This window comes from Clostridium sp. HCP1S3_C6, from assembly GCF_052066735.1.
Taxonomy (GTDB): Bacteria; Bacillota; Clostridia; order Clostridiales; family Clostridiaceae; genus Clostridium.
Map to the genome: position 1 here is coordinate 20,022 of NZ_JBQHRN010000010.1, position 12,774 is coordinate 32,795.

Annotated in this window: 12 protein-coding genes; 2 read left to right on the forward strand and 10 right to left on the reverse strand. The window is 27.4% G+C overall.

The annotated features are described in order from the left end of the window. Positions 1–16: 16 nt before the first annotated feature. The 3 genes from prfA to ACTNAO_RS05285 all read right to left on the reverse strand — a co-directional run bounded on the left by prfA (position 17) and on the right by ACTNAO_RS05285 (position 2,932). Entirely contained in the window at positions 17–1,105 is a 1,089-nt protein-coding gene (gene prfA / locus ACTNAO_RS05275) for a peptide chain release factor 1 (protein ID WP_441028300.1), read from the reverse strand. Between the two features lie 76 nt (positions 1,106–1,181). Then, positions 1,182–2,030, reverse strand: coding sequence for a peptide chain release factor N(5)-glutamine methyltransferase (prmC, locus tag ACTNAO_RS05280; RefSeq protein WP_441028302.1), 849 nt, complete (start codon positions 2,028–2,030; stop codon positions 1,182–1,184). Then, positions 2,030–2,932: a DUF1385 domain-containing protein gene (locus tag ACTNAO_RS05285; protein WP_441028304.1), complete on the reverse strand. Its 903-nt coding sequence runs from the start codon at positions 2,930–2,932 to the stop codon at positions 2,030–2,032. Before ACTNAO_RS05285 ends, prmC begins: the two co-directional genes overlap by 1 nt. 175 nt (positions 2,933–3,107) lie before the next feature. On the opposite strand from ACTNAO_RS05285, the gene rpmE reads away from it, so the two are divergent. Together rpmE and ACTNAO_RS05295 are read left to right on the forward strand one after the other, a co-directional pair. Beyond that, positions 3,108–3,314, forward strand: coding sequence for a 50S ribosomal protein L31 (gene rpmE / locus ACTNAO_RS05290; protein ID WP_441028306.1), 207 nt, complete (start codon positions 3,108–3,110; stop codon positions 3,312–3,314). 100 nt (positions 3,315–3,414) lie between these two features. Beyond that, a complete protein-coding gene (locus ACTNAO_RS05295) occupies positions 3,415–4,530 on the forward strand; it encodes an MGDG synthase family glycosyltransferase (RefSeq protein ID WP_441028308.1) in 1,116 nt (371 codons plus the stop codon). Positions 4,531–4,554: 24 nt separating this feature from the next. Here the strand turns inward: ACTNAO_RS05295 and rho are convergent, their stop codons facing one another. From rho to ACTNAO_RS05330, 7 genes are all read right to left on the reverse strand, one after another. Beyond that, entirely contained in the window at positions 4,555–6,012 is a 1,458-nt protein-coding gene (gene rho, locus ACTNAO_RS05300) for a transcription termination factor Rho (protein ID WP_441028310.1), read from the reverse strand. A gap of 211 nt (positions 6,013–6,223) precedes the next feature. Further along, positions 6,224–6,640, reverse strand: a complete 417-nt coding sequence (locus ACTNAO_RS05305; protein ID WP_441028312.1) for a DUF1934 domain-containing protein — start codon at positions 6,638–6,640, stop codon at positions 6,224–6,226. 20 nt (positions 6,641–6,660) lie between these two features. Next, positions 6,661–7,644 (reverse strand): tRNA 4-thiouridine(8) synthase ThiI, encoded by a 984-nt coding sequence (locus ACTNAO_RS05310; protein ID WP_441028314.1) that lies wholly within the window; start codon positions 7,642–7,644, stop codon positions 6,661–6,663. A gap of 25 nt (positions 7,645–7,669) precedes the next feature. Further along, positions 7,670–8,512, reverse strand: coding sequence for a 4-(cytidine 5'-diphospho)-2-C-methyl-D-erythritol kinase (gene ispE / locus ACTNAO_RS05315; RefSeq protein ID WP_441028316.1), 843 nt, complete (start codon positions 8,510–8,512; stop codon positions 7,670–7,672). 74 nt (positions 8,513–8,586) lie between these two features. Further along, positions 8,587–9,240, reverse strand: coding sequence for a stage II sporulation protein R (spoIIR, locus tag ACTNAO_RS05320; RefSeq protein WP_441028318.1), 654 nt, complete (start codon positions 9,238–9,240; stop codon positions 8,587–8,589). A 58-nt stretch (positions 9,241–9,298) separates the two neighbouring features. Then, on the reverse strand, positions 9,299–11,914 hold the full coding sequence (gene cphA, locus ACTNAO_RS05325; protein WP_441028320.1) for a cyanophycin synthetase: 2,616 nt from the start codon (positions 11,912–11,914) through the stop codon (positions 9,299–9,301). 2 nt (positions 11,915–11,916) lie between these two features. Further along, positions 11,917–12,732 carry a cyanophycinase gene (locus tag ACTNAO_RS05330; protein WP_441028322.1) on the reverse strand — a complete coding sequence of 272 codons (816 nt, stop codon included), beginning with the start codon at positions 12,730–12,732 and terminating at the stop codon, positions 11,917–11,919. Between the last annotated feature and the right edge of the window lie 42 nt (positions 12,733–12,774).

Genomic DNA, 12,774 nt, shown 5'->3' on the forward strand with positions numbered 1-12,774 from the left:
CTGTCCCTTAAATTTACTATTCTTCTACGTCAGTATTTCCCATTTGTTTCATTCTTTCTGCTTGATCTGCAGTTATTAACGCATTAATAACTTCATCAATATCACCATCTAAAAATGAATCTAATTTATAAAGTGTTAATCCTATTCTATGATCAGTAACTCTTCCCTGTGGATAATTATATGTTCTTATTCTTTCACTTCTATCACCAGTACCTACTTGACTCTTTCTATCTTCTGCTATTCCAGCACTTCTTTCTGCTTCAGCTTTTTCATATAATCTTGCTCTTAAAACTTTCAAAGCCTTTTCTTTATTTTTAATTTGTGATTTTTCATCTTGACATGATACTACAATTCCTGTAGGTAAATGTGTCATTCTTACAGCTGAATCAGTAGTATTTACACATTGACCACCATTTCCTGATGCTCTAAATACATCAATTTTTAAATCTTTATCATTTATTTCTATTTCAACGTCATCTACTTCTGGAAGTACAGCTACAGTAGCTGTAGATGTATGTATTCTACCACTTGATTCTGTATCTGGAACTCTTTGAACTCTATGAACTCCACTTTCATATTTCAATTTTGAATAAGCTCCATGTCCTTTAATCATAAATACAACTTCTTTAAAACCACCAAGATCAGTTTCATTTAAACTCATAATTTCTACTTGCCAATGGTTATTTTCAGCATATCTTGTATACATTCTAAATAAGTTATATGCAAATAATGCTGCTTCCTCTCCACCAGCACCACCTCTAATTTCAACAAATACATTTTTATCATCATTAGGATCTTTTGGAAGTAGTAAAATTTGTATATGGTTTTCTAATTCCTCTTGTCTTGCAGTTAGTGAAGAAATTTCTTCATTTAGCATATCCCTCATTTCTTTGTCATTTTCTTCCACAAGCATTTCTTTATCTGCCTGTAAATCATCTACTACTTTCTTGTATTCTTTATATGCATTTACTATAACTTCAAGTTCCGCATGTTCCTTACATAGTTTTCTCCATTCAGTTTGATTTGCCATAATTGATGGATCACTAATTTTTACTGATAATTCATCATACTTATTTTCTGTAAATGCTAATTTATCTAATAACATTTTAATCACTCCGTACTATAATTTTTCACATCGTATTATTATATCATACTAATTATATTTTATACAAATTAAATAACTATTGTAAAAAAGCTATAACAACTCTATCAAGTCCAGCTAAATCTTTTACCACTTTAATATTTTTATAACCGTTTATTTCTAATATTTTTCTTATGTCATTTGCTTGGTCATACCCTATTTCAAAAGCCAATATACCATTAAATTTTAGCACCTTTTTACTTTGTGAAATTATTTTCTTATAAAAATATAATCCATCATTTCCTCCATCTAATGCGGTAATAGGTTCGTAGTCTTTTACATCACTCATTAATTCATCTATATCCTGTTTTTTTATATATGGCGGATTTGAAACTATAATATCATATGTGGTTTTATCTATAACTTCATTTAGTAAATCACTTTTTATAAACTTAACTTTATCTGACAAATTGTTTTTTTGTATATTTATCTTAGTAATCTTTTCAGGTTTATCATAATAATCTATTTCGTCAACAAATACATTGCTACTATTTTTTGCAATGGCAATACCAATAGCACCACTGCCACTACAAAGATCACACAAATGTATTTCTTTTTTAGTATCTATTAATTTTAAAACTTCTTCTACTAAAATTTCAGTGTCACCTCGTGGAATAAGAACACCTTGTTCTATATATAAATCAATACCATAAAATTCGCATTTACCTAATATATATTTTACCGGCATTTTTTCCTTTCTTAAATTTATTAAAGAATAATACTCATTTACATATATTTCAGACACTGTCTCTTGTTTATTCATTAATAAGTATAATTTATCTTTTTCTAATACCTTGCTCAAAATAAGTTCAGCATCTAACCTTGGTGTATCACTTTCTTTTAATTCTCTTGTTCCATAATTAATAAGTTCTAATATAGTTTTTTTCATTATTCTATTCCTTCTGATGCTTTTAATGATGCAATAGCTACTTCTATTTGTGAATCATCTGGTTCTCTTGTTGTAAGAATTTGAAGTGTCATTCCTGGTTTTGCTATTGCTTTAGATAATTTACTATCATTTCTTCCAAGCCATTTTAAAATCTCATAGGTTATTCCAGATATTACAGGTATCATTACAATTCTAAGAGCCAATCTTTCTGGTAAACTACCCCAACCTGTAAATGAAAACACAAAAACACTAACAAACATTATTAAAAATATAAAATTAGTTCCACATCTTGGATGAAATCTCTTAAACTTTTTAACATTTTCTACTGTTAGTTCTTCTTCAGCTTCATAACAGAATATTGTTTTATGCTCAGCTCCATGATATTGAAAAACTCTTTCAATATCACTCATTTTACCTATAAGCCACATATAACAAACTAAAATTACAATTCTAAGTACTGCTTCTATAAAATTAAGTCCTACAGAAGGTACTCCAAATTTTTTAAAAAATGATGTTACAACAGTTGGTATTCCGACAAAAATTACTATTGATAAAAGTAATGATATTATCATAGTTATACCTATAATAATGTCATTTGCCTTGCCTTTAAAAACCTTATCAATCCATTTTTCAAAATCACTAGGTTCTTCTTCTATGTCTGTAAAAACAGATGCTGAATAATTAAGGGCATCTATTCCAACCTTAAGTGAATCTATCAAAACAAATATTCCCCTAACAAAAGGAATATTTAGTTTAGGATGTCTTTTTAAAAAGGGCTTTTTATCATCGTTTTTTACTACTATTTCACCATTATCTTTTCTAACTGCAACGGCTACGCCCCTAGTGCCCCTCATCATTACACCTTCCATTACTGCCTGGCCGCCAACATCACACTTCCTCATATAATCACCTCTATTTTTGATTATAACATTTAATATATATATAATAAATGTAAAAAATTATTTTATTGTAAAAAACTAAAAAGTACATTTGACTCTTTAATAAAATCATGTTACAATACAGTAGTTGTTTTTTAAAAAATAATAATTATTTAGTTTATTAAAAGAGGTGAAACTAATGAGACAAGGCATACATCCAGAATACAACCATGAAGCTGTAGTTAAGTGTGCATGTGGAAATACTTTTACAACTGGTTCTGTTAAAGACGAACTAAAAGTAGAAATATGCTCTAAATGCCACCCATTCTTCACTGGTAAACAAAAAATCGTTGATAAAGGCGGTAGAGTTGATAAGTTCAACAAGAGATTTGGACTTAACAAATAGTAGAAATTTAGGGAAAGACTTAGTCTTTCCCATTTTCTTTATTCAAAAATCATGGTAAACTATTTATGCAATATTTTTTATAAAAGTGAGTTGGCTAAACATGAAAAAAGTTCTAATTTTAACTGCTTCAACTGGAGAAGGACACAACCAAGCTGCTAATTCTATAGCAGAGACCCTTTCTTGTAACAATTTTAAATGTATAAAATATGAATTTTTAAGATCACGATCTAATTTTTTAAATAAATTAATAGTTAAAGGGTATGAAATCTTAGCTTTTAAATTTCCAAAATTCTATGGTTCCTTCTATAAATTTACAGATTCATCAAAAACGAATTTAATTCTTAAACCTATTTTTAAGTTCACAAGTTTAAGAGTAAAAAAAGTAATAGATGGTTTTGATGCAGATATAATTATTGGAACTCATCCTATGACAGTAAATGTCATAACAATGCTTAAAAAAAATGGTTTAAAAACTCCATTCATATCTATAGTAACAGATTTCAAAGCTCATTATACATATATTAATCCATTAGTAGATGCTTATATTACAGGAAGTAATTACACAAAAAACTCCTTAATAGACAAGGGAATTTCTCCCTCAAAAATATATCCTATAGGAATTCCGGTAAAAAGCAGTTTCTATTTAACTGATGAAACCATAATATACTTAAAGGATAATGAATATCTTAGTGTTCTTCTTATGGGCGGAAGTATGGGACTTTCAGATATTTCCTTTGTACTTAAAAAGCTTCTAAACAACAAAAATAAACTTAGAATTACAGTAGTATGCGGAAATAACAAAAAACTAGAAAAAACTCTTACACATAATTGTAGCAAAACAAGTTTCATAAACAAAAAAATACATATCTTAGGTTATACCACCGATATACCTCAATTAATGGAATATTCAGATTGTTTAATAACAAAACCTGGAGGTCTTACTATATCAGAAGCTATTGTTAAAAATATTCCAATAATAATTCCATTTGCCATTCCTGGGCAAGAAACAGAAAATACAGATTTTCTTGTTAAAAATAATTATGCATATTACATTAAAGATTTAAATGATATTAATAAATTAATAGATGAATTTGTTGCTAATAAAAACATTTTAAATACTATGAAAAATAACTTAAGTAAATTATCTAGTACTTATTCACCATATAAACTTTTAGATATTGTAAATGACCTTTTAAATAAAAATAAGGACTTATAATTTAAGCCCTTATTTTTATAATAATTATTTTTTTGTAATATTATTGTTTTTTTCAAAGTTATAAATAAATTCTTTATTATTTTTAGTTTTTGAAAGCATGCTAATAAGATTTTCTGTAATACTCTCTATATTTCCATCTTTATACATTGTTTTTCTAATTAAATAAGACACTTCTTTTTCTTCTGAATCTAAAAGTAAATCTTCCTTCCTTGTTCCTGACTTATAAATATCTATTGCTGGGAATATCCTTCTTTCTTGAAGTTTTCTATCTAAATGAACTTCCATATTACCTGTACCTTTAAATTCTTCAAAAATCATGTCATCCATTCTTGAACCTGTATCAACAAGTGCTGTTGCAAGAATTGTTAGACTTCCTCCATTTTCAATATTTCTAGCTGCCCCAAAAAATTTCTTAGGCATTACAAGAGCCCCTGGATCTAAGCCTCCTGATAATGTTCTTCCTGTAGGAGTGATACTTAAATTATATGCTCGTGCAAGTCTTGTTAAACTATCTAATAATATAACAACATCTTTACCTTGCTCAACTATTCTTTTTGCTCTTTCTAAAACAATTCTTGAAACTTTAGCATGATTTTGAGGTTCTTCATCAAATGTTGAATATATTACTTCCCCATCTATGCTTCTTTGCATGTCTGTAACTTCTTCAGGTCTTTCATCAATAAGTAAAACAATTAAAACAGCTTCTGGATTATTTTTAGATATGCTTTGTGCTATTTTCTTTAATAATGTTGTCTTACCAGCCTTAGGAGGTGCTACTATTATACCTCTTTGACCTTTACCTATAGGACATATTATATCCATAAGCCTTGATGATAAATCATTGCTATTTCCTTTTGTCTCAAGTCTTATTCTTTCTGTAGGATAAATTGGCACAAGACTTTCAAAAGCTTTTCTTCCTATTGCTTTTTCTGGATGTTCTCCATTTACCTTTTCAACATACAGTAAAGCCTTAAATTTTTCTCCTTCTTTTGCTTCTCTAACTTTTCCTATTACCTCATCTCCTGTTTTTAAATTAAATCTTCTAATTTGAGATGGTGATACATATATATCTTCACTACTAGTTAAATAATTTTTACATCTTAAAAATCCAAAATTATTACTTTCTAATATTTCTAAAATTCCTCTTACAGAATTAGAATCATTAATCATAGTCTTTAATTCTTCTTTTCTTTCATGTTCTCTTTCATTATTTTTAGGTGTAATTTTTTCTCTTAATACGACACCATCCTTAACAATGCTTTTTTCAGTATTATAATGAATTTTATTATTTTTATTTACTAAATTTTCATCATTTTCTTTATGTATATTATTTTTTTGATGTAAGTCATTCTGTTTTTCAGTTTTTATAATTTCATCAATAAGTTCCATCTTTTTATATTTAGAAATATTTTTTATATCTAATGTTTTAGCTATTTCCTTTATTTTAGCTAAAGTCATATTTTCATATTGGTCCTTTGTCAAATTGACCCCTCCAATTTATTATTTAATTATTATCCTTTGGAATTTTATTAAAAAGAAAATAGGAATTTTACGATTTGATTTGTAATATGATTTGATATTTTACACATTTAGTATATCACTAAATACCATTTTTTTCAATGTATAATTAATAATACATCATTGTATTTGATCTTTCAAAATACAATGATGAAATATTATTAATGATGCAATATTATTTTGCCTCAATAGAAAGATTTAATTTTGTTCTTAATGGCTCTTGACCTGCTACAGCCATATCATATTCAATATAGATTTTGCCACCATTTTCATCTATATCAACATCTAATTTTTCAGTGCTTATAGTTAATTCAAGCATTCCATATGGAGTATTATATAAAGCTACTGCTGGTTCATCTAAAGCAAATACCATTTTAGTTGATGTACTCCCAACTCTTTCTAGAACCACCTTATTTTCATACATGTATATTGTAGTTAAAGTTCCATCCATGCCTGATATTTCTGTTTCTTCATAAATAGTTCTATAACCACCTTCAATATCTTCAAAGATACCTGGTGATATAACTTCTATTAAGTCCTCATCTTGTATATTAGCATTGCTTACAACTTTTACTAATGCTTTTTTTTTCATTTTCCCCTCCATAAAAACTACTATTTTAATAAATATTTAGCAATAAGCTCTTCATCTGCTGGTTTTACAGTTAATTCATTTTTGAATTTAGTTCCAAACTTTCCAAATTTAACAGTAACATATGGTTCATCTTTTCCCTTACTATATCTTGAAACTAACCTACATGCTAATTCTTCATTTTCCTTTGAAGTATCTCCTTCTATAATTGCCATTGCTCCCATATGACTAGAAGGTATAAATACAGTATCATTTTGATCAATTATTTTTTTAATTATTTCTCCTTCATCACCTGTTCTTGAAATAATAATTGTAGTATTATCAGGTGTTAAAAAATGTCTTCCAAAGCTTAATAATTTCAAAGTTTTAGGGCTTACATTTTCATCTATATCAAGAGCTTTTTTTAATCTAATAGAATAATTAGGTTCTGTAAGCTTACATCCTCCTGCTGGAGATGGGTAATCTTTTATATTCCATTTCTCAGCCAATTCCATTTGAACCTTTCTACTTCTGCCCGAAATATTAAGAAGCTTTTCTCTATCAACAAGACCATTTTTTTCCATTTCTGTTGGTTCTAAATTTTTTGCACAAAGTGGCCTTAATATTTTATCAGAATATCCAGATATCTTTTTTACTGTATTTAATGCCTGTTTGTTTTGAGACATTGGTCTTTGACCTAAAACTTCTCCTGTTATTATAAAATCAGCATCAAACCTTTTTAAAAGTTCTCCTGAATACTTCATCATCATTGCGTGACAATCTATACATGGATTCATATTTTTTCCTCTTCCATGTTCCGGATTTTTAACCATCTCAAAGTGTTCTTTGGAAAAATCTATTACTTCTAATGGAATATCAATTTGTTTAGTCATTCTTAATGCATTTTTTTCTCCAAAAAAATATGATTTAAAGCATATTCCAATTACTTCTATTCCTTGATCTTTTATTAATTTTGCTGCAAGTGTACTGTCAAGACCTCCTGACATCATAGCTAATGCTCTTGTCATTTTTGTACCTCCGTATATTTATAATTTATATTGTCCTAGTTATAAAAGTATCTGCATACTTTTTCTTCATATCATCATAACATTTTTGTGCTTTTAACATATCATCAAAAAAACCAAATACTGTAGGACCACTTCCACTCATCATTGATCCAACTGCTCCATAATTTATCATACTTCTTTTAATTTGTATAATACTTTTGTTATTTCTAAGAGTAACATTTTCTAATAAATTTTTCATATTATCACAAACTGCTCTTAAATTATTTTTTGACATATATTTGATGATTTTTTCTGTATTTGGATGAATTTTTGCTTTATTTATATCAAATGCTTTATAAGTTTCTTTTGTTGACACTGCAAATGGCGGTTTTACAAGAACTAATATTTGATTTCTAAATGGTTTAAGCTTAGTTATTTTTTCACCTATTCCTTCACATAAAGCTGTACCTTTACATATGCAGTAAGGAACATCAGCACCAAGTTTAACACCTAATTCCATAAGTTCTTTTTGGTTTGCATTTACATTAAACATTTTATTTAATATTTCAAGAACAGCAGCACAATCGGTACTACCTCCTGCAAGACCAGCAGATACTGGTATATTTTTATTTATATAAATATCTACTCCCTCATTTATGTTATAAGTATCTATAAATAACTTAGCTGCTTTATAAGCTAAATTACGTTCATCAACTGGCACAAAAGATTTATTACATCTTATTGTTATACCTTCTTTGACCTTCTTTATATCAATTTCATCGTATAAGTCTATATTTTGCATTATCATTTTAAGTAAATGATAATTATCTTCTCTCTTTCCAATAACATCTAAAGATATGTTAATTTTGGCATACGCTTTTCTTTTCATATACTTTTTCCTCCATAAACGTCTATTTTTAATTGTAGCATAGCTTAAAAAACACATCAAGATATGAGAAAATATCACTTAAATATTTCTAATATTTTAAATTTTATTTTTATGTTATTAGTATCATTATTTTGAGACCTATTAGCATTTTCTATAACAGCATCAAGTTCTTCCTTACTTTTATCCTCCTCTATTTTTCCTTTTGTTACATCGATAAAACACATTGGTGGAAACATTACACACCACCAATTTTTTCCTTTACCATCTCCAAGTATTATTCTAAATGCTTCATACTCACCTTGAGGTAAAATTATATTTCCATAGCTTTTTTCTGGAAAATTTTCTCTAGAAAATTCAATATTTGCTTTATAATTATAACCACTTTCTAATAATATTTCACTAGCAATATTTAGAATATTTTCCTTCTGGCTATTTAATATATTTCTAGAAGTTTCTATAGAATTTGATTTCTGTAAAAACGGATAAATATAATTAATTATTTTATCCTTAATTTCTAATTTTATTTTTTGATCTTCCTCTTTATCGCTGTTAGCAATAACATGAAATCTTATAACTGTATTCTTAACATCCTCATACTTATATTCCACTACATTATTAAATTTAGATTTTTTTACATCTAATGCATTAAAGCTTGTACAACCGTTTAATAATAAAACAATTAAAACTATACTTATTGTTGATAAAAAATTCAAACTCATTCTTCTCATAAAAACACCTTCCTTGTAATTATGAGTATAACCACAAGAAAGGTTTTTATTCTTATTATTAAGAACTTGCTAAATTTAACTTTGAATAATTTTCATCATAACTTTTTATAACTTCAATTAAAGGTTCTAATTTTTCATAAAATACAACAATAATATCATCTTTAACAGCTATATTAAGTGCCCTTTTTAAAGCTTCTACTTCATCTAAACATACCATGCATTTTTTATTTTTATTGTGTTTTATTGCTTTTTCTAAAATTTTAGCAACTTCCCCCTTTTCTCTTCCTCTTCTATCTTTATCTTCTTTAATAATTATTTTATCTATAGTTTTAGTACATATTTTCCCAATCTCTTCTATATGAGAATTTTCTCTATCCCCTGGTACTCCAATTATTCCAATGATTTCTTTTTTTCTTATTTTGGTCAAAGATTTCAATACGCACTTATATCCTTCTATATTATGACCATAATCAAGAACAACTTTTACTCCATCTACATTGAATATATTAAACCTTCCCGAATTAAAATTGGAATCTAATTTAAATGTTTTTAACCCTCTTGCTATTTGCATATAATCAATCCCAATAGCTATAAGTGCACTACAGGCAGCTAATGAGTTTTCAATATTAAATTCTAACATACCATTTAATGTTATAGGAATACTATTTATAGAAGCTATTTTCTTTATTTTTCCGTTTTCACTTGCTACTATTTCATTATTCAAAACATATACTGATATACTATCCTTTTCTTTATTAGATTTTTTTATTAAAGGATTTTCACAATTCATTGAAAAATATATTTTCCTACATTTTATTCGGGGCAAAATATATCTGCTATATTTATCATCAGCATTTATTACTGCATATCCTTCTTCCTTAACAGCTTCAACTACTAATGATTTTACAAATGCTAAATCTTCTATACTATTTACTTCATTTAATCCTAAGTGATCTTCAGTAATATTAGTAAGCACTGCTACATCTGCAACATCATAAGCCAAACCATTTTTTATAATACCACCTCTAGCAGTTTCAAGTACAGCAGCTTCTACTTCCTTATTTAGCAAAATTGTTTTTGCACTATAATATCCCGAATCATCTCCAGTATCTATGCATTTTCCATCAATATATATTCCATCAGTAGATGTCATTCCTACCTTATATCCTGCACTACTTAAAACATGACTAATTAATCTAGTTGTAGTTGTTTTTCCATTAGTACCAGTTACAGATATAACAGGAATATTTTTAGGAATACCATTATACTGTTCTTTAACTATCGCTTCTCCAACATCAATAGATTTGCCTCTATGTGGAAACTTATGCATTCTAATTCCAGGTGCTGCATTTACTTCAACCACAACTCCTTCATTGTAAATAGGTTTGCTTATATCCTTTGTTTTTATATCTATACCACATATATCAAGTCCAATTGCTCTAGCTGCTCTTATACATATATCAATATTTTCTTCACAAATAATATCAGTACAATCTACTGCAATTCCTCCAGTAGATATATTTCCATTTTCTCTTAAGTTAATTTTTTCATTTTTCTTAGGAATATATGATAAACTCATATTTTTATTTTTTAATTCTATAAGCATCTCATTATCAATCTTTATTTTAGTTAATGGCTTTTCATGATCTATTCCTCTCATAGGATCTTCATTTAACTTCATAATTAAATATTTTATATTATGAATTCCGTCTCCAATAATATATGGAGGAATTCTATGAGATACTGCAACCACACTATAATCTACAACACAAACTCTATAATCATTACCTTCTATATATTTTTCAACAATTAAATCTTTATATAACTTACGAGAAGCATTATATTTTCTTACAAGTTCTTGCTCATTTTTTATATTTAAAATAACACCTTTACCCTTGCTCCCATATCTAGGCTTTAACACAACAGGATAGCCTATTTCTTCAACTTCTTTTAATAAGTTTATTATGTTATACACTCTAGTTCCTTTTGCCACAGGTATATTTTGATTATATAATAATTTTTTACTTAGAACCTTGTCAGAAGCAATATCTGCTGCTACACAACTAGTACTAGAACCTATAGTTGCTTCAATTACTCTTCCCTGTTTTCCATATCCTATTTGAAAAAAGCCACTATCTTCTAACTCAAAGGCAGGCATTCCATATCTTTTAGCAGACTGTATAATAGATAATGTACTAGGTCCTATTGTTTCATTTGAAAGAATTTCATTTAAAATTTTTATTCTAGCATCATAATTAATATGTTCACCATTAATTAATGAATTTATTATATCTATAGCAAGTCGTGCCACTTCCATTGCTGTATTTTGGTACATATATTCAAATACAATATAATATATATCACCATTAATTTCTCTAGCCTTTCCATAGGATACATCAATACCAATTTTATTTTGAATAGCTATTATTATATGTTCACATATATGAGCTAAATATGTTCCTTCATTTAGTCTTTTAACAAATCCACCTTCTTCATCAATTCCACACCTGTGAGAATATAGTTCTGGAATTAATTTTAAAAGTCCATTATTAAATCCTTTTATATTTTTACTTGGCACCTCACAATAACCACATAAATCAACATCTATTCTTATACATTTTTTATATGAATATATATTTTTACCAGTAAATATTCTTTTATTGATTATTTTCATTTTTAAATTGTTTCCTCCTTAATAGGTGCTTTTTTAAATATACTAAATTTATCTCCATTTTTTAAAACGTGAAGCCTTATATTAAATATACTAAGAACTTTATTATCATTTTGATCTGATACATCTGTATATGTAATATTACTTCCATCCACAAAATATACAGCCCCTTCACCTATAACATGAATTTCATCTTTATAGTTTGCAATAATAGCTGTGTTTTCATCTATTCCTATCCCCAAAACTTCTGGATTTTGAGCAATAATTGATAAAAGTCTTCCTATCCTTCCCCTTTGATCAAAATGTTGATCTATTATTACTCCTTTTATAAAACCAAAACCTGGAGACATTTGTATGGATGATTTCTTAGGAGCTTCTTGATCCTTTCCTTCTAATATCATTGTATTGCTCATAACCGATGCTCCAGCAGAAGTTCCAACAATATAAGTACCTTCATTAAGCTTTTGCTGTAATTTTTCAAATATAGGAGTGCCACCTATCAAACTTGTAATTCTAAGCTGATCTCCTCCTGTAAAAAAGATAAGTTTTGCTTTATTTATTATTTCAATATTTTTATTTTTGTAAGAATCTTCTCTTGATGCAATATCTAAAACATCAATATTTTTAACATTTAACGAGCTAAATACCTTTTTATATTTATTGGCTACTTCTTTAGGATATTCTGTTGCTACAGTTGCAATAACCAATAAATCATTGTTGCAATCTATATAACTACAAACTTTTTTCAAAATATCTTTTTTATTTTCTTTGTCTTCTGCTCCTCCAATAATAATTAAATTTCCAATTAATTGTTCAGACATAAAATCACCTCAATCATGCATTTTTTATTCTATCCTAACAAT